Genomic DNA, 17,655 nt, shown 5'->3' on the forward strand with positions numbered 1-17,655 from the left:
CACGACATGAAAACAGCAGCACGTTGGATGGCCATTGGCCTGCTGGTCTGCAGCAGTCTCGCCATGGCGCTGGACCTGGGCAGCGCCAAGACCCAGGGCCTGGTAGGCGAGCAGCCGGATGGCTACCTGGGCGTGGTGAAATCCACACCGGACGCAGTGGCCCTGGCTGCCGACATCAACGCCAAGCGCCGTGAAGCCTACGATGCCATCGCCAAGAAAAACGGCGCCACCATCGACCAGGTAGCCGCCCTGGCCGGCCAGAAAGCCATCGACAAGGCCGCACCCGGCACCTATGTCAAAGCCAATGGCCAATGGGTAAAAAAGTAGGCGAGGTTCGCTGGCAGTAAGGCGCTGGCGAACCGATACCGCCCCTCGTGCGAGTGGGCGGTATTTTTTTGTCTGCAGTTGCTTTTTGCCCGAAGCCAGCCTGTAGGGAGGTGGCAAATACAGCGCATCCGAGACAGGAGCCGAGCCATGAGTTTCCACTACGGACTGAGCTGTCAGGAGGGCACCCGTACCCGTTTACAAGGGTTGTGACCCATCCTGACCTCCAAAAACCAAAATGGAAAATGCGAATTGAGGTCTTGACTCCCAATTAAACCAAGAGGTGGAGATGTCAGATTTTTTACGGACTGTGGTTTTTTTAATTGGCGATGCAACTGAAACTTTGCACATTTTCTGTGGGCTAGTTTTATTTAGGGTTGTTCTAGGGTATTTTTTCCCTAAATTTCAGAAGATTGGGTTGTTTCGTCGGATTTTTGCCTTGTCGTCTGTCTTTCTTTTGATTGGTCTTTTTATCTCCATTGCTTACTACGGCAATTATTGGCATGAATATCACAAATACGACCTAAACAAAGATGATTTTGTCGATTAAATAGAATATTTGAGAGTTCCTGATGGCTTGAAAAATGAAAGCGGCAGTGTACTTTTGTCTTTATGGCTATTGGTTGCAACTTGGCTAATACCAACTTTTGTTTTCTTTGTTGAATTTGCATCAATGGCTGTCACTTTATTTATTAGAAGGTTTTTTGAAAGACGGCACCCTTGACACATTGCACAGCCAGCAATGACAGCACAGAAAGGCAGTGTTATTACTGACACCGCACTGCTCGACTGCATCGCGGATGGTACGCCCCTGAATCAGCGCCGTACCATAATCGAACCACTGCTCGGATTTGCGCAGACGGGCCAGCCTGTAGCCCGGATAAGCCGTAGGCGCATCCGGGGAAACACATGGTTCTACCTCTGCCCCCGGATGCGCTGCGCTTATCCGGGCTACGGACTGGTTTATTGCCACGAAAGGCACGGAAGAAAACCACAAGACAGGAAGGCTTTTTCGTGTTGTTTCGTGGTTTTCGTGGCCAGGTTTTTTCCGTGCCTTCCGTGTATTCCGTGGCTAAAAAAGACTTTCTGCCCCGTGGCCATGCGTAGCCGACAAGAAAAACCCCCCTGCGGCTCACGCGGCAGGGGAAACAGGCTTACCAGTCCAAAACGGCAAATCAGTCTTCCAGCAGGCCATCCAGCTTGTGTTTCTTCAGCAGTGCCGCGTATTCGCCGCTGCTCTTCACCTGGTCGATGGCCTTGTTGAAGCGCTCCTTCAGCGCACCGTCAGCCTTGCGCAATGCCACCGCCACGCCTTCGCCCAGCACCTTGTCCTTGCGGCCATCGAATACCGGGCCGGTAAAGGCGAAGGCCTTGCCGTTGGCGGTATCCAGGAAGCCCTTCTGCAGCTGCACGGTGTTGCCGAAGGTGAAGTCGGCACGGCCGGCGGTCAGCTCCAGCATCGGGTCCTGCGCGTTGACATAACGCTTGATGGTCGCGGCCTTGAAATTCTGGGTCACATAGCTGTCCTGCGGGGTGCCGGTCTGCACCGCGATTACCTTGTCTTTCAGGTCACTGGACAGCTGCACGCCCTTGCGGCCAACGAAGCGGTTCTGCATCAGGTAGTACACCTTGCTGAAATCCACTACCTGGCGACGTTTGTCGGTGATGTTCATTGACGACATGATGGCGTCGTACTTCTTGGCCTGCAGGCCGGGGATCAGACCATCCCACGGCTGGTTGATGACTTCACACGGAGTGGCCATGGCCTTGCATACGGCGTAGGCGAAATCCACCTCGAAACCGGCCACCTTGCCGCTGGCGTCGACGAATTCGAACGGCGGGTAGGTGGCGTCGGTGGCGATCACCAGTTTGTCAGCGGCCAGAGCGGACTGAACAAACAGCGGGGACAGCAGCAGTGCGGCAAATGCGATCTTGCGTTTCATGATTTCTCCTGATGGTTTGTAGTACGTGTCAGCTTAAAAGCGACGGTGTTGCAGCGCCGGCAGGCGCGTGCGCCAGGTCTGTTGCCTGTCTAGATCCAGTGTGGCCAGCGCGATGCCCTCGCCCTCGGCATGGCAGGCCAGTACCTGCCCCCAGGGGTCGACGATCATGCTGTGGCCGAATGTGCGTTTGCCGCCCGGGTGCACGCCGCCCTGACCGGGGGCAATGACAAAGGCGAGGTTTTCCACCGCGCGACTGCGCAGCAGCAGCTCCCAGTGCGCCTGCCCGGTGGTGTGGGTAAAGGCGGCCGGGGCGGTGATGATCGCCGGCGCCGGGCCGTGGCGGTACAGCTCGGGGAAGCGCAGGTCGTAGCACACCGACAGCCGCATGCTGCCCCACGGCGTGTCGGCGCTGGTCACCTCGCAGCCCGGCTGCATGGTGTCGGCCTCGGCATAGCGCTCCTTGCCGTCGTCAAAGCCGAACAGGTGGATCTTGTCGTAGCGCGCCGCGCACTGCCCTTGCGGGCTGTAAAGCAGGCTGCTGTTGCAGAAGCGCTGCGGCTGGCTACCGCGTAGCGGCAGGGTGCCGGCCAGCAGCCAGATGCCGTGGCGTGCGGCCAACGCCGCCATACGCTGCTGCAGCGGGCCGGCGCCGAACGGCTCGGTAATTGCCAGCCGTGCCTGCTCGTCCGCCGGCATCAGGTAGAAGTATTCCGGCAGCGCCAACAGCTGGGCGCCACGTCCTGCGGCCTCGGCCACCAGCGCCTCGGCACGCGCCAGGTTGGCCGCCAGGTCGTCGCCGGACACCATCTGCACGGCGGCAGCGGTAAAGGTGTGACTCATGCGCTGCTCCTCAGATGCGGCACAGGCGCTCGGCGCCGGCGCGCAGAGTGGCCTCGTCCTTGGCGAACGACAGGCGGATCACGCGCTGGTCGGTGCCATCGCGGTAGAACGCCGACACCGGAATGGTGGCCACGCCGTGCTGGGTAATCAGCCGCTGCACAAAGCTGCTGTCGCTCTCGTCCGACAGGTGGGCGAAGCTTGCCAGCAGGAAGAAGCTGCCGCGGCTGGGAATCAGCTGCAGCGGCGATGCCGCCAGCGCGTCCACCAGCACGTCGCGCTTTTGCTGGTAGAAGGCGGACAGGCCAAGGTAATGCTCCGGTTCGGCCATCAACCGCGCCAGTGCATACTGCATCGGGGTATCGGCGGCGAACATGGCGAACTGGTGCACCTTGCGGATTTCGTCCATCAGCGCTTGCGGCGCCAGGCAGTAGCCCACGCGCCAACCGGTAACGTGGAAGGTCTTGCCAAAGGAAGTCACCACCACCGAGCGTGCGGCCAACCTTGGGTGGCGGCTCATGCTGTGATGCAGCTCGCCGTCGAACACCACGTGCTCGTACACCTCGTCGGACAGCACCACGATGTCGGTGCCCTCGGTAATCGCTTCCAGCCGCGCCACGTCGGCAGCGGACAGCACTGTGCCGGTGGGGTTGTGCGGGGTATTGAGCAGGATCATGCGCGTGCGCGGGGTGATACGCGCCGCCACGTCATCCCAGGGGATGGCGAATTCCGGTGCCGACAGCTTGATTACCACCGGGGTGGCGCCCTGCAGCTCGATCATCGGGATGTAGCTATCGAAGGCCGGCTCGAACACGATCACCTCGTCGCCTTCGTGCACCAGCGCGGTTACCGCCGAGAACAGCGCCTCGCTGGCGCTGGCCATCACCGTTACCTCGCTGTCCACGTCGTAACGTTGGCCGTACAGCGCCTCTACCTTGTCGACGATAGCCTGGCGCAGCGCCGGCAGGCCGCTCATCGGCGCGTACTGGTTGTGGCCGGCCTGCATCGCCTCGTGGGCGTAGCGCACCAGCGCCTCGCTGCACGGGAAGTTGGGTGCGCCCTGCGACAGGTTGATGGCCTGGTGCTTGGCAGCCAGTTGGCCAATGACGGTAAAGATGGTGGTGCCGACGTGGGGCAGCTTGGAGCGTTGGGCAATGGGGGTGTGCATGGTATCTCGCCGCGTTGTGGTGTTATGTCGCTATTCAACGCGATGGCCACTTGTGCGACAAACGATTTATCGGCATGTTATGGCTGAGAAAAATTCAGCCATGGAGCGCAGCATGCCGCGCAAGACCCCTCCCCTGTATGCGCTGTCGGTGTTCGAAGCCGCCGCCCGCCACCAGAGCTTCACCCGCGCCGCCAACGAGCTGTGTCTGACCCAGGGCGCAGTAAGCAAGCAGGTGGCGCAGCTGGAGGCACATCTGGGCTACCCGCTGTTCCACCGCTATGCGCGCAGCCTGCGGCTATCGGCCCAGGGCGAACTGCTGCTTAGCTATGTACAGCGGGGTTTTCAGGTGCTGGAACAGGGTATGGACGCGGCGGCGGCGCTCACCAGCCCGCTGCGCATCAAGGCACCCAGCTGTGTGGTGCGCTGGCTGCTGCCGGCATTGCGCGACTTTGCCACCCAGGTGCCGGACACGCCGGTGCAGCTGGCCGGGGTGCATGATCACGCGGTGAACTTCGCGCAGGAAGACGTGGATCTCGCCATCGTTTACAAACCGCGCAATGCGCTGGCCGACAACGAGCAACTGCTGTTCACCGAGGAGCTGACGCCGGTGCTGGCGCCGCGGCTGTTGCAACAGCTGGGCCTGCCGTTGGCTCGCGAGGCGGATCTGGCGCAGTTCCCGCTGCTGCACCCCTCGCACGACAAGCGCGACTGGCGGCAGTGGCTGGCCTGGCGCGGGGCCGGCACGGTGGACTACCGCGGCGGCACGGTATTCGACACCCTGGACCAGGCGATGAACGCCGCGCTGCAGGGCTACGGCATCACCCTGGGTGATGTCACCCTGCTGGCACCGGAGCTGGCCGCCGGCGAGCTGCTGGCCCCGTTCTCGCCGCCATGGCACAGCGGCTACGCGTTTGCGCTGGCCTGCAAGCCGGACGAGGCCCGCCCGGCGGTGCATGGGCTGCGCGACTGGCTGCTGGCGCGCTGCGGCTAAACAGGAACATAGCCGTATCTTCGGTAGGGTGGGCTAAGCCCAACGTGCCCACCATTACCGCCGGACTGGTGGGCACGGCCAGTGGCCTTTGCCCACCCTACCAATGAGCCGTTTTCCCGGATGCGCCGGAGGCTTATCCGGGCTACGAGCTACCACCACGTAGGGCGGATGCCCAACGGGCGATCCGCCACCCTGCAATGGCATTGCACCGTGACGCTGGCGGAACGCCACTGTGCGGCTTCCGCCCTACTGCGGCCAACATTGGCCGCAAAAACAACAACACCGGCGCGAGGCCGGTGTTGTGAACTGGGGAAAGCGGCGCTTATTCGGCGCTGGCTTCGCCTGCGGTGTCGGCTACCGGCGCAGTAACCGGAGCTTCTACTACCGCTGGAGCGGCTTCCGCCTTCGGCGCGGCCTTGTCGGCGCGAGCCTGGCACATGCGCTCGGCAGCGGCCTTTTCCTCGGCAGTGACTTCGCCCACTGCTTTCAGCGCCAGATCGAAACGCTTGCCACCACGGGCCAGCGCCTTCAGGTAGCGCTGACGGCGGCAGTGGTTGGCCAGCACGCGCGATACCAGTTGCGCGTCGAACTGCGGCAACGCGGCGATCAGCGCCTCGTGAATGCCCAGCGCCAGCGGGCGGAACTGCTTGAACACGTCGTACTTGGCGTACACGTGGGCGGCGATCATCTCGGTCTGGCTTTTCTTGCTCAGGCTCTGTACCGCATTTTTCAGCGCTGCACCCAGCGCGGTTTCGTTAGCCACTTTAGCTTTGTCTTTCATGGAATTCTTCACGGGGTGATGCCTGTCTGCCCCAGGAGCAGGTACAGAGTTCTGTTTCACAAACAAATAATTGGCGCGGATTGTATACCAGTGCGCCAGCGCCGGCCAGCTTGCCACCGACTACCGGCATACCAGAAGCATGCAACAGGCAAAAAAACTACCGGCAACGCACAGTGCCGGTAGTCAGGATGCCGCCGATGCTTCAGTCGGTAATCTCGTACCAGTACACCTTGCTGCGCAGTTTCTTGCCCAGTGCACCGGACAGCCCGCCCGGGTCGGAGATCAGGCCGAACAGCGGAATGTCCACGATATTGCCGTCACTGTCGGTCTGCGATGCCACCGTCGGGTCGCCAAGAAAGCCACTGCCCACCGTGATGTAGCGGTCGGTCATCGCCCAGCCGGCCTGGCTGTCGGTGGCATCGCTGTAGGCCGAGCCATCGGCAAAATTCAGCAGGTAGACCCGGGCCTGCCCCAGCGATGGGCTGCAGGAGTTGATGTTGTAGTTCTTGGTTGCCGTGCAGCCGGTTTCCGCCGAGTAGGTGTACACGTAATCCGGCAGGAAGGTGGCAAAGTACAGAATGCCGTTGAGCGTCACCGCCTTGCCGGAAGCCCGCTCGCCGCTGCGCAGGCTGCAGCCGAGGTCGCGACTGCTCAGATTGCCGTTCAGGCGGATATACCAGCCCTTGCTGCTGGCCAGACTGCTCTGCGCGGTAGCCTGTTCGGTGGTGTTGCCCAGCTGCACCAGGTTGGCGGTAGCATCGTACAGGTCGGTGATTTCGTAGGGCGTGGTGATCACGTTGCTGATCAGGCCCGGGTCCTTGATGGAAAAGAACATGTCCTGCACATCGGTGCTGAACGGCTTTTCACGGTCACCGGAACCCACCTGCACCCGGTCGGTACTTTCCCCCAGCACCACGTCCGGCTCGTACAGGAACTTGCGCTGGTCGGCACCGCTGCCACCAAGGCTGGCAATCTTGTGCACGCTGAAGGTGGGCTTGCTGGGAGATACCGATGTATCCAGCCCCAGATCCACCCGCCACACATTGCCGCCGGTGTCGGCGGCATACAGCCGGTCCAGGTTGCCGTTCAGGTCCCGGTCCACGGTGGCGATAGCCGCCGGGATGCTGTAGTCCAGGCCGCTGATCTTGCTGCAGGTAGCGGTATCGCAATCACTGCTGGTGCTGGCCGGCACCGCTTTCCACACCAGCGCGCCGGTAAAGGCATCCACCACGAAAATCGCCCGCCCCATGCTGGCGGTGGTACGCGGGTAGTCATCGTTGGCCGCAGCATCGTAGCCGCCGCCGAAAATCAGCACCGGGTTGCTGTGGCCGGCAATCTTGGCCACCTTGGGCCGCGACCAGGTCTGCCCCAGCTCGTTGAAGCCAGTATCGGTATTGAGCCGCTTCCACAGGAATTTCGGCTGCGACGGGCTGCTGACATCGAAGGCATAAATCAGCCGGCCACCACGGCGGGCGGTGGCATACAGGTACACCTTGTCCATGGTGGCGGCGTCGGTCTTGCCGGTATTGTCGTAACGCCGGTCGCCATCGGCATCCAGCAGGTAGCTCGCCAGCGCGCCATCGAAGAAATACGGCTTGGTATTCGCCGACGACAGCAGCACGGTGTTGTCGTACAGCCGCTTGAGGCCAGAGAAAAATTCTTGCGGCACGAAGGACCACAGCTCGTCGCCATCGGCGTTATTGGCGCCACCTTTCACCGCGTGCAGCATGCCGTCATTGCCGCCGTAGTACACCACTACGTCACGGTTGGTCGGCTGGCCGCTACGGTTGTAGTTGATGGCCAGCGGGCTGGAGTGCACCACGTCGCCCAGCACATAGCCACGCACCCCGGTAGTGGCACCGGTAGTCGGGTCTTCAGCCTTGGTATTGCGGCCACGTACCCAGTTGATCAGGTTGGTGCGCGCGGTGGCATCCGCCGCCCCCAGCATGCCGGCGGTAATGCCGGCATTGCTGTCCTTGAACAGCGTGGGGTCGGTGGTGGTAACCGGGTCGTCAGGCAAAGCCACCGTGCTGGTGGTGCAGCCGATGCAGGTATACAGCGTGCGGTTGTCGCTGCTCAGGTTGTCTTCGCGCAGGTGCTGCGCCGCCCCACCCTTGATGGTGAGCGAACCATCCGGCGCGTCGGAAATGCCGCCCGGCACCTGCTCGTTGGGATAGATGGCCGCAGTCCAGAAACTGGAACTGGTGGTCCAGTAGCTGGTGGTGGTATCGGTCACCTGACCCAGGCTGTTCACCACGGTATTGCCGTTCTGATCCAGATACACATACTGGTTGCCGGACAGCCCCAGCCGGTAGTGCTTGAGGTTGCCATGCCAGCGCGGCTTGGCATCGGCATCGGCACGGAACATGCCCACGTAGACCTGATCCAGGTTGGTGCCGTAGTTGTTGACGCTGTTGGTTACCGCCGCCGAGGTGAACACGCTGTTCACCGACAGGATCTCGTCAAACACATCCTGCAACGCCTTTTTCAGCTCGTCAGTGCTAAGCGGGTTGGCAATGCTGATATAACGGCCGCCACCGACGTTGGCCATGCTCTTGAGCAGCGCGGTCATGCCCGGACCCTGGCCGGTAGTGCTGGGTTGCACTTCGATGGTGTAGGTGATGATGTTCTGCTGCCCGGCCACGCTGTTGTTGACATCAGTGCCGTTCATGAAGCGCGCCCACTCGTCACCCACATTGTCCTGGCTGCCGCTGGGCGACAGCGGGATGGTGGTGGTGTTGCCGCCCGCCGATGCAAGCGCGGTCTTGGCCGAGGTGGTATCGGACGTATTGTCCTGCACCGGGCCATTATTGATGAAGATGATGAAGTTCTTCTGACACACGCCGTCAGAGGGGCTGTTATAGACGGTACCGCTGCTGTTGGCCGGCGTGAACGCATTGTAGTCACGCTTCACCTTCAGCCCGGAATAGGCGGTGGCGCCCTTGAAGTACAGATAGGCCTCGCGCATGGTCTGGCCGAGCTTGCCACCGTTGCTCTTGTCGTTGTTCTTGTGCAGGCCGGTGACAACGGTGGAGAGCGCGCTCAGATGAGCACTGTCCATGTTCTGCACCGCATAGCGCATGTAGCCGCCATCGATGTTGTCATTGCCGCCACCGGTCTCGGAGAACATCATCAGGCCGATGTTGAACACACCCGAGGTCAGCGTGGAAAACAGGTTGGTCAGCGCGGTCTTTTCCGCATCGAACGGTGTATTCCAGTTGGCAGTGTTGTCCAGCACGATCAGCACATTGGGCGCGCTGCCGCTGTTCACCACCGTCGGGTTGCTGAGGAAGATATCGATGTCCTGCTTCTGCAGTTCCACCGCCTGGCTGCCCAGCGCAAATACGCCCAGCCACACTGCCATCAACCAGTTTTTCATGCTTGCTCCTTCGCCGCCTGCTAGCTGCAGGGGTCGGAATCCTTGGTCAGCACCCGGATACCCTGATGGGTGGTGACCGTGGTGCCGGTGCGACTATCGGTGACCACCGCCTGGAAGTCCCACTGCACGGCATAGGTCTGGTAGCTCACCGACGAGTCGTCGATCTCGCGAAAGCCTTCGCAGGTGGGGCGCGCCACCACCACGCTGTAATCGTTGCTGCCATCCTTATCGGCATCCACCTGGAAGGTCTGCGGATAGGCATCCGGGTTGGCAATCGGGTCCAGCGCGGCGCTGGCCGGCTGGTGCACGATCTGATCCAGCACCTGCTGTGCGGCGTTCAGCGCTTCGTCATGCGCCTGGCTATTGGCCACGATGCGCAGGTGCGACATGCCCAGCTTGATGCCCAGCGTCACCAGAATGGTGGAAATCAGCAGGAACATCAGGGTCATGAACAGGATATTGCCCGTGGGTCGCCGGCTCACTATTCTCTCCTTGTTCCGACATTGGTCAGGTACACCGTCTTGCGGAACAGCTTGCGCCGGTAGTTGGCCGCAGTACCGCTGGGGGTGTAGCTGACGCCGGATGCCAGCGTGTAGCTGCGGGTATCGGTGTAGCCGGCGGTAATGTTGGCCGCGCGCGCCACCACAGTGAGGCGCAGCGCCACCACCCGCGCCCATTCATCGGTAGTGGACGGCTGGCGGCGATAGACATCCGGCGTGCCATCATGCTGCAGCACGCGGGTGCCGGAGGCATCCTTGTAGGTATGGTTGCTGCCGGCCATGTCCAGACCGTACTCCACCACCAGCCGCTCGATGTTTTCCACCAGAGGCGAATCGGTGAAACCGGTACTGCTGCCGGTGTCGCCCAGCTCCAGCATGTGCAGCGTGGGGCTATCGGAACCGCTGGCACATACCCCGCCCGAGGCCTCCACGCAGCGCGACACGTAGAAAATACGCACCGGGTAGCGGCGAATGTCGCCAGGCGTACCGGACAGGCTGGTCAGGGTGAAGGATGCGGCATTGGCACCGGTGGCAATCGCCGGGTAATTCAGCCGCGCCACCGCCTGCAGGTAGACGTTGCGGGCATTCAGCACGCCGGAAGCGACAATGGTAGGGTCCACCGAGCGCACCAGCAGTGCGTCATTGTCGGCATACAGATTGCTGCTGTTCAGACAGGGAAAGGTAGCCGCCATGGTGGGCGATGCCGCCCCCTGCACCGCAAACGCCAGCGCATTGGTGCCGGTGCTGGTCAGGTAGAGGTATTGCGGGTCGGTTTCGCAAGCTGCCGGCATGGTGTCGGTAGCCCTGGGAAACTCGTCCATGTACACGTAGTGGCCGTAGTAGCCGGCGTTTTCCAGGTATCTGGTCAGCACGTCGAGCGCATAGCGACCGTTCTCGATCTGGCCAAACTGGTTGCTCAGTTCACGCTGGTTGCGGCTCTGGGCAACATAGAATGCCCCCACCGCCGTCAGCAGCAACAGGCCCAGCGTCATCGCGATCATGATCTCGATGATGCTAAGGCCAGCCTGCCGCCGTTTCACGGTCAGTAGCCTGGAGTCAGGTCGAGAATTTTCACCCATCGTGCCACTACCCTGCGATATTGATCATCCACACCGCCCTGCTGGCCGCACGTCAGGCCGGCAGACGGGGCATTCGATATGGTCTTGGCATGCCAGGACAACTGGATCAGCACACCCCTGGAAGCATCCTGCGTGATACAGCCGCGCGCATCGATCATGGCGCCGGCAGAGCTGCCGCCATCATTGATCGCCGCGCCGTCCAGCTGCGCATCCCAGTCGCGCAGATCGTCTTCCGCCATGGTGGTGGCATCCACCGATACGCCGCCGGAAGCCACGCAGGTATTGGCCGCCACATTGGCGCCAGCCCCCAGATACTGCACACCGCTGGTACCGGTAACGGTGTAGCTGTAATAACAGTAGGCCGCGTGCTGGTTGGCGCGCACCCGTTGCGCCATGTCATCCACCAGCACCAGTGCCTGTGCCCGCTGGTAGGACTCGAACTCCACCTGGTTGGCACGCATGCTCAGCGCTGCCACACCCATGAAGCCGATCAACAGGATCAACAGCGACACCAGCACTTCGATCAGGGAAAAACCCGCTTGTTGGCCGCAACCGCTTCGCATGGCTAGCACCCGGAATCACGCACATCGGACAAGCCGGACAGATACAGCCGCACACAGCGCTGCTGCCCGGCATCCGACCGACTGACAGTAAACGCCGCTGTAGCCGCAGCACGGCCATTGCGGTTCACGGCGGCAGTGGTAGTGGTGCCACTGACATTCAGCCGGCTGTCGTTGAACGGCCCCTGCACCGCCAGCTGGGTGGCGGAGGCGCCGCTGGTAATCACCCAGCCCTGCTGGCAGCCGCCGGCATTACAGGTCAGGGTCACTGTCTGGTTACGCTTCAGCGCCTCGGAACGGATATAAAACAGCGCGGACTGCAACTGCTCGGAGGCTGACTTCACCCGGTTGCGGGCAATGAAGGTCTGGAACGACGGCACCGCGAACGCCGTCACCACCGCCAGCAGCGCAAAGGCGATGATCAGCTCCAGAATGGTGAAGCCCAGCATCGGGCGTCGTAACGGTGTGCTCATTGCCATTTGTCCGCAGGCAGCTTCTCGCCGCTGGATTTCAGCGTCAGCGCGCCATCCGCAGCCTGCATGGAGGAGGAAAGCGGTGTGGCTACCACCGAATAGGCAACTGGCGTTGAAGCATTGAACGCCGTCACGGTAACGGTGTAGAACTTGGCCACATCGGTCGGCGTGGTAATGCCCAGCGAGGCGATGCTGCCGGCGTAACGGCGCGCATCCAGCACGAACTCCTCCTGCTTGGCGGCTATTTCCGTCATGTAGGACATCGCCGCCGCCCGGTTGGTCTTGATCACATAGGCGGTGTAGGACGGATAGGCAAAGGCGGCAATCACCCCGAGGATGACCACCACGATCATCAACTCGATCAACGTCACCCCGTGCTGGCTACGGCTTGTCTGTTGTTTGACCGGCATCTAACCCTTCCCTTCACCGCAGAATGTTTCAGTATAGCGTCCCATCCTGCCGTAACGACCCAAAGCAGGAGGCACGCTGGTAGATAATCTCATCTTAATATGAAATATCGAATCTGATGCCGCGCAACAGCCTGACACACGGGCAGACATGCGACGGACAGCCAACTTCAGAGCCACCTCCGCCGGCTAGAGACCCGGTTTTCGCCGCCACTCCCCGCCATTTCTTTCGATAAATATTTCCGTAACAGAACCGTCTTACCATCCCTGCAACAGCCCTGAAATCCAGGGCAAGCTCAAGGGAGATAACCGTGAAAAAACTGCTCAAGCTGTCCACTGCCGCCATCCTGTTCGCCTGCAGCCTGCAAGCTGTTGCCGGCGAAGCCGAAGACCTGAAACTGGCTGGCGACGTGAAGGCCGCCATCGACAGCAACACCACGCTGAAGGCATTCAATCTGAAGATTGCCGCCAAGGATGGCAATGTCACTATCGATGGCGCGGTGGATGAAGGCCTGCAGATGGCCGAGGTAGGCAGCATTGCCGAGAAAGTGGCCGGCGTGAAGTTCGTGTTCAACAACATCATGCCCAAGCAGTAAGTATTGCCCTGGCCGCAGCTCTGCGGCCAACTCTTCCCTTCCGCAGCAGGGGAGTGTTGTGGCAGTGGCGTTAGGACCGCGGCTTCGTAATCACGCCTACTGCATCAGGCCCGCCATGCCGGCAGCCAGTCGCTGCGCCAGCCGCCGCTGCCAGACCGGCGACTGTTGTCGCTGCAGCACACGGTCTTCCCAGTCGAAGCTGCGCAGGATGGCGTGATAGCCCAGCCAGCGTAGCGGCTCCGGCTCCCACTGCCGGCAGGCTGCCGGGGTGGTAAGCCAGGGCAGCAGCGCCAGCTCCCCCATCTCGCCGCCAATCAGCGCCGCCATGGTGCGCCCCGCCAGATTGCTGGCGCCCACGCCTTCGCCACCATAGCCACCGGCCTGCAAGATGCCCCGTTCGCGATCCACCACGATCTGCGGGTGAAAGCCGCGCGCCATGCCCAGGTTGCCGCCCCAGCCATGGCTGATGCGCACCCCGACCAGCTGCGGGAACAGCGTCAGCAGCAGGCGCTGGCGCTGGCCGACCTCCGCTGCCGACAGCGTGAATGACTGCCGCAGCCGGCCTCCGAAACGGTAGCCGCCGCGCGCGCCAAGAATCAGCCGGTTATCGGCGCTGCGCTGGCCATAGCTGACCAGGTGGCCGAAATCGCTGAACGCCTGGCCGGCAGCCAGGCCGATGTCGTCCCACAGCGCCTGCGGCAGCGGCTCGGTGGCAATGATCAGGCTCTGCACCGCGATCTGCCGGCTGCGAACCCCACCCAGGCTGGCGGCATAGGCTTCCACCGCCGGTACCAGCCATTCGCCGCTTACCCGGCCATGCGCGGTAACCGCCTCGCGCCCCTCGATGCGCAGCACCGGGCTGTGCTCGAACAGCAGCACGCCCATTTCCTCCACTCGCCGCGCCAGTTCCCGCACCAGCCGCGCCGGCTGGATGGTGGCCACATGCGGCGAATACACCGCGCCATAGGCACCGGCGAGCCGCAGCTGTTGCTGCAACGCCGGCACATCCAGCCAGCGGAAGTCCGCGTCGCCGTGGCCGTGGCGCTGCCAGTCGGCCAGCTGCGCGCGCAGCCGCTGCTCCTGCTCCGGGTAGCGCGCAGCGCAGTACAGCACCCCGCCCTTGCGGTAATCGCAGTCCAGCCGCTCGCGCGCCAGCACGCGGCCAACCTCGTCCGGGATATCGCGCAGCAAGGCCTGGCAGCGCTGGCGGGTAGCGGCATCCAGCCCGGCCAGCAGGGTGTCCTCGCCGGCCAGCTCGCCCATCACCCAGCCACCATTGCGCCCGGAGGCACCGTAACCGGCAATCTGCGCCTCCAGCACCACCACCCGCAGCGCCGGCTGGCTGCGCTTCAGGTAATACGCGGTCCACAGCCCGGTATAACCGGCGCCGATGATCACCACATCGGCCTGCAGGCTGCCACGCAGTGCAGCGCGCGGGCGCAGTGACTCGGCTGGTAGCTGGTCCATCCACAAACTGATCTTGCTTGCCTGCAGCATGCTTTTCCCCTTGTGCCGGAAACGGCTGCCGCAGCATAGCAAGCCGCAGGCAGCCGGTCAGCACTCAGCCGAGCGGGATATCAGGTTGGCGCACGGCGCAGCCATTTTCCACGACCGGCAGCGGTGGTATTGTCCCGGCTTTGCTTCCAGGGCCAGTTCTCCATGCCGGATACCACCATTGCCGCCTGCTATGGCCTGATCGACACCCGTTTTGGCTGCGTGGCCGCCTGGCTGAACCAGCAGGGCGCTCTGCTGCGGCTGGAATTCAATATCGAGCGCGAGCTGGAACGCGCCCATCTGAAAGGTACGCCGCGCGACGATGCGGCACTGGGCGAGGTGGCACGCCAGCTGCAGCAGTACCAGGACGGCAGCCGCCGCGAGTTCACGCTGCCGCTGGCGCCGGGTGGCAGCGCATTCCAGCAGCGGGTGTGGGCCGAGCTGTGCCGCATTCCCTACGGCAGCACCATCAGCTATGGCGAGCTGGCGCGCCGGCTGGGCGATGAGGGCGCCGCCCGTGCGGTGGGCCGCGCCAATGCCACCAACCCCATTGCGCTGATCGTGCCCTGCCACCGGGTGATCGGCAGCGACGGCAAACTCACCGGCTATGCCGGCGGCCTGCCGCTGAAGGCCGCCCTGCTGCAGTTCGAGATGAGCCATACCCCGCCGGCGCTGTTCCTGTAGCCAGCCTGCGGCCAACGCCTCACATCAGGCCGACACCGTCTGCGGATTGGCGGCGTGAATCAGGGCAATCAGCTCACGCAGGTACACCAGCCCCTGCTCCCACTGCCGATGACCGGACGCCACGTTGATGTGGCCGGCATCGCGCAGCCAGTACAGCCGGCTGTGCCAGCGCGTGGCCATGCGCACGCTGCGCAGCGGCAGGCTGAACGGGTCGTTGTCGCTGGCCACCACCAGCGAGGGAAACGGCAGCGCCGCATCCGGCAGCGGCGCGAATGGCTGCAGCTGCGCCGGTGCGCTGGCGCGCTCTACGTCCGCCGGGGCCACCAGCAACGCGCCGGCCAGCTGCCGGCCATGACGCGCCGCATAGTGTGCAACCGTGGCGCAGCCCAGGCTGTGCGCAATCACGATCACCGGCTTGCTGGCAGCACCTAGCGCAGCATCCAGCCCCTGTAGCCAGTCCGCCAGCTGCGGCGCATGCCACTCGTGGTTGCCCACCCGCCGGGCGCCCAGCAGCTGCTGCCAGTGGCTTTGCCAGTGCTCCGGCAGGGAGTTGTTCCAGCCGGGCTGGATGATGTAGTCGAAGGCGGCAAAGTCGGCATGCATGGCATGGCTCCGGTCAAAAGTCTGGCGCGACTCTACCTCGAATCATATATTTCCAAAAATACTTAAATATTGTTTTGTTATCGCGCTTTGAAATATCAAATTGCGCGATACACCAGCATTGCCCCTGCCCGCATGAACCGCACCACAACGTGGCGAAAGTCGCAGCTGTTGTTGCCATACCGCGTTGCCTGCAGTTACCGCGCCTGACATGGCAACCATCTGCTTCCGCTGGGCTGGTCACTTGCAGCTGGTTGCGCCTGCATGCCAGGTCTGGCATGCAAACCATGCCCATGGTTTATTCAAAACAATTGAAAACTGACACCGGCAAATTCTTTAGCATTAAGTTGAAAAAGAAACGAAATTCGCGCCTCGTTTAATACTTTTCCTATCAAAAAATGGCGGCTAACTCCCTAGGATCGCCACATCGGCTCGGTTAACAGTTGGACACAAAAAAGAGCCACCGCCAGTTCTGCCCGCCTGCCAGCGTTATTACGGGATTCCAGATCTAGGCAAGCCATACCGCAAACCATTTTGACACTAGGAATCGACATGAAAACTCTGGCTATCATCACTACCGCAATCCTGACCCTGGCAACTGCAGCAGCACAGGCATCCGATGGCACCATCACGGTAAACGGCTCGCTTACCGCCAATACCTGCACCATCAATAACGGCACCGGCAACAACATCACCGTGAATCTGCCCACCCTGTCCACCGCCAGCCTGAAAAGCAGTGGCCAGACCGCTGGCAGCACCAAGTTCAGCATCCAGCTCAGCAGCTGTACCGCCACCCAGGCGCAGACCTACTTCGAGGCCGGCAATACCATTGCCGCCGATGGCAATCTGCTCAATGCCGGCTCCGCCGCCAATGTGGAAGTGCAGCTGCTGAACAATCAGGGCAATGCCATCAACCTCAACACCAACACTAACTCCCAGCAGGTGAATATCGCTGCCGGTGCCGCCAGCCTGGACTATTACGCACAGTATTACGCCACCGGCCAGACCGGCCCCGGCAGCGTGACCAGCACGGTGAAATACACCGTCAGCTACAACTGACCCCAGCCAGGAAACGCCGCCATGCAACGACTCGCCCCCCAGTTCCTGACTCGCCTGCTGGCGGCCGTGCTGTTGGCCGCAACCGTGCCGGCACAGGCCAATGTGGTGATTACCGGCACGCGCATCGTCTACCCGGCGGAACAGCGCGAAGTGACGATACGGCTGGACAATGTCGGCAAGGAACCGGCACTGGTGCAGGCCTGGGTGGACAGCACCGAGGCCGGCACCAGTCCGAGCAAGGCCGACGCGCCGTTCCTGCTGACACCGCCGATCTTCCGCCTCGATCCGGACAAGGGGCAGAGTCTGCGCCTGATGTTTACCGGAGCCACCTTGCCGGCGGACCGCGAAAGCGTGTTCTGGCTGAATGTGCTGGATGTGCCGCCACGGCCCAAGGCGGCAGATCTGAATTACGTACAGCTGGCCATCAGGAGCCGCATCAAGCTGTTCTACCGGCCCAAGGCGCTACCCGGCAGCCCGGAGCAGGCCGCGCAGCAACTGCAATGGCAGCTGCGCAGCGAGGGCAGTCGCCGCTGGCTGCAAGTGCGCAACAACAGCGCCTTCCATGTCTCGCTGACGCAGGCCAGCACCCGCATCGCCGGCCGTGGCTACCGGTTCAGCAGCGAGATGGTGGCACCGTTCAGCAGCCGCGAGCTGCCGCTGGAAGCCGACGAAGCCGCAGCCGCGGCAAGCGGCCAGGTAAGCTACCAGGCGATAGACGACTACGGTGCCACGCGCGACTACCAGGCGCCGCTATTGCCATAACCATGCCAATACGGTCTG

18 protein-coding genes and 1 pseudogene are annotated in these 17,655 nt (G+C 62.4%); 6 read left to right on the plus strand and 13 right to left on the minus strand.

Annotated elements, in window-relative coordinates:
* Positions 1-6: 6 nt before the first annotated feature.
* Positions 7-327 carry a YdbL family protein gene (locus tag ACFOKJ_RS12990; protein ID WP_390280255.1) on the plus strand — a complete coding sequence of 107 codons (321 nt, stop codon included), beginning with the start codon at positions 7-9 and terminating at the stop codon, positions 325-327.
* A gap of 730 nt (positions 328-1,057) precedes the next feature.
* Here ACFOKJ_RS12990 and ACFOKJ_RS12995 read toward each other — a convergent pair.
* The 4 genes and pseudogenes from ACFOKJ_RS12995 to ACFOKJ_RS13010 all read right to left on the minus strand — a co-directional run.
* Positions 1,058-1,192, minus strand: a pseudogene (locus ACFOKJ_RS12995) (IS1595 family transposase); the annotation flags it as partial.
* Between the two features lie 307 nt (positions 1,193-1,499).
* Positions 1,500-2,267, minus strand: a complete 768-nt coding sequence (locus ACFOKJ_RS13000) for a transporter substrate-binding domain-containing protein (protein ID WP_390280257.1) — start codon at positions 2,265-2,267, stop codon at positions 1,500-1,502.
* Positions 2,268-2,300: 33 nt separating this feature from the next.
* The gene (locus ACFOKJ_RS13005; RefSeq protein WP_390280258.1) at positions 2,301-3,107 is read right to left on the minus strand and encodes a carbon-nitrogen hydrolase family protein; all 807 of its coding nucleotides are present in this window, start codon (positions 3,105-3,107) and stop codon (positions 2,301-2,303) included.
* Positions 3,108-3,117: 10 nt separating this feature from the next.
* Positions 3,118-4,272 carry a methionine aminotransferase gene (locus ACFOKJ_RS13010; RefSeq protein WP_390280260.1) on the minus strand — a complete coding sequence of 385 codons (1,155 nt, stop codon included), beginning with the start codon at positions 4,270-4,272 and terminating at the stop codon, positions 3,118-3,120.
* Between the two features lie 112 nt (positions 4,273-4,384).
* Between ACFOKJ_RS13010 and ACFOKJ_RS13015 the strand changes: the two genes are divergently transcribed.
* On the plus strand, positions 4,385-5,263 hold the full coding sequence (locus ACFOKJ_RS13015; RefSeq protein WP_390280262.1) for a LysR substrate-binding domain-containing protein: 879 nt from the start codon (positions 4,385-4,387) through the stop codon (positions 5,261-5,263).
* A gap of 322 nt (positions 5,264-5,585) precedes the next feature.
* On the opposite strand, the gene ACFOKJ_RS13020 is transcribed toward ACFOKJ_RS13015, so the two are convergent.
* From ACFOKJ_RS13020 to ACFOKJ_RS13050, 7 genes are all read right to left on the minus strand, one after another.
* Positions 5,586-6,026, minus strand: a complete 441-nt coding sequence (locus tag ACFOKJ_RS13020; RefSeq protein WP_390280324.1) for a ProQ/FINO family protein — start codon at positions 6,024-6,026, stop codon at positions 5,586-5,588.
* A 220-nt stretch (positions 6,027-6,246) separates the two neighbouring features.
* The gene (locus tag ACFOKJ_RS13025) at positions 6,247-9,423 is read right to left on the minus strand and encodes a pilus assembly protein (RefSeq protein ID WP_390280264.1); all 3,177 of its coding nucleotides are present in this window, start codon (positions 9,421-9,423) and stop codon (positions 6,247-6,249) included.
* Positions 9,424-9,443: 20 nt separating this feature from the next.
* Entirely contained in the window at positions 9,444-9,905 is a 462-nt protein-coding gene (locus ACFOKJ_RS13030) for a PilX N-terminal domain-containing pilus assembly protein (RefSeq protein ID WP_390280266.1), read from the minus strand.
* Positions 9,905-10,963: a PilW family protein gene (locus ACFOKJ_RS13035; protein ID WP_390280268.1), complete on the minus strand. Its 1,059-nt coding sequence runs from the start codon at positions 10,961-10,963 to the stop codon at positions 9,905-9,907. The genes ACFOKJ_RS13030 and ACFOKJ_RS13035 overlap by 1 nt, the downstream gene beginning before the upstream one ends.
* 2 nt (positions 10,964-10,965) lie before the next feature.
* Positions 10,966-11,565 carry a type IV pilus modification protein PilV gene (pilV, locus tag ACFOKJ_RS13040; protein WP_390280270.1) on the minus strand — a complete coding sequence of 200 codons (600 nt, stop codon included), beginning with the start codon at positions 11,563-11,565 and terminating at the stop codon, positions 10,966-10,968.
* A gap of 2 nt (positions 11,566-11,567) precedes the next feature.
* On the minus strand, positions 11,568-12,035 hold the full coding sequence (locus tag ACFOKJ_RS13045) for a GspH/FimT family pseudopilin (RefSeq protein ID WP_390280272.1): 468 nt from the start codon (positions 12,033-12,035) through the stop codon (positions 11,568-11,570).
* Positions 12,032-12,445: a type IV pilin protein gene (locus tag ACFOKJ_RS13050; RefSeq protein ID WP_390280274.1), complete on the minus strand. Its 414-nt coding sequence runs from the start codon at positions 12,443-12,445 to the stop codon at positions 12,032-12,034. The genes ACFOKJ_RS13045 and ACFOKJ_RS13050 overlap by 4 nt, the downstream gene beginning before the upstream one ends.
* 308 nt (positions 12,446-12,753) lie before the next feature.
* On the opposite strand from ACFOKJ_RS13050, the gene ACFOKJ_RS13055 reads away from it, so the two are divergent.
* A complete protein-coding gene (locus ACFOKJ_RS13055; RefSeq protein ID WP_390280277.1) occupies positions 12,754-13,038 on the plus strand; it encodes a BON domain-containing protein in 285 nt (94 codons plus the stop codon).
* A gap of 96 nt (positions 13,039-13,134) precedes the next feature.
* On the opposite strand, the gene ACFOKJ_RS13060 is transcribed toward ACFOKJ_RS13055, so the two are convergent.
* Positions 13,135-14,535, minus strand: coding sequence for an NAD(P)/FAD-dependent oxidoreductase (locus ACFOKJ_RS13060; RefSeq protein WP_390280279.1), 1,401 nt, complete (start codon positions 14,533-14,535; stop codon positions 13,135-13,137).
* A 162-nt stretch (positions 14,536-14,697) separates the two neighbouring features.
* On the opposite strand from ACFOKJ_RS13060, the gene ACFOKJ_RS13065 reads away from it, so the two are divergent.
* The gene (locus ACFOKJ_RS13065; protein WP_390280281.1) at positions 14,698-15,216 is read left to right on the plus strand and encodes a methylated-DNA--[protein]-cysteine S-methyltransferase; all 519 of its coding nucleotides are present in this window, start codon (positions 14,698-14,700) and stop codon (positions 15,214-15,216) included.
* Positions 15,217-15,240: 24 nt separating this feature from the next.
* Here the strand turns inward: ACFOKJ_RS13065 and ACFOKJ_RS13070 are convergent, their stop codons facing one another.
* Positions 15,241-15,819 carry an RBBP9/YdeN family alpha/beta hydrolase gene (locus ACFOKJ_RS13070; protein WP_390280283.1) on the minus strand — a complete coding sequence of 193 codons (579 nt, stop codon included), beginning with the start codon at positions 15,817-15,819 and terminating at the stop codon, positions 15,241-15,243.
* A gap of 549 nt (positions 15,820-16,368) precedes the next feature.
* On the opposite strand from ACFOKJ_RS13070, the gene ACFOKJ_RS13075 reads away from it, so the two are divergent.
* Positions 16,369-16,875, plus strand: a complete 507-nt coding sequence (locus ACFOKJ_RS13075; RefSeq protein ID WP_390280286.1) for a fimbrial protein — start codon at positions 16,369-16,371, stop codon at positions 16,873-16,875.
* 21 nt (positions 16,876-16,896) lie between these two features.
* Positions 16,897-17,637, plus strand: a complete 741-nt coding sequence (locus ACFOKJ_RS13080) for a fimbrial biogenesis chaperone (RefSeq protein ID WP_390280288.1) — start codon at positions 16,897-16,899, stop codon at positions 17,635-17,637.
* The last annotated feature ends 18 nt before the right edge of the window (positions 17,638-17,655 follow it).

The organism is Vogesella amnigena, from assembly GCF_042648905.1.
Taxonomy (GTDB): domain Bacteria; phylum Pseudomonadota; class Gammaproteobacteria; order Burkholderiales; family Chromobacteriaceae; genus Vogesella; species Vogesella amnigena.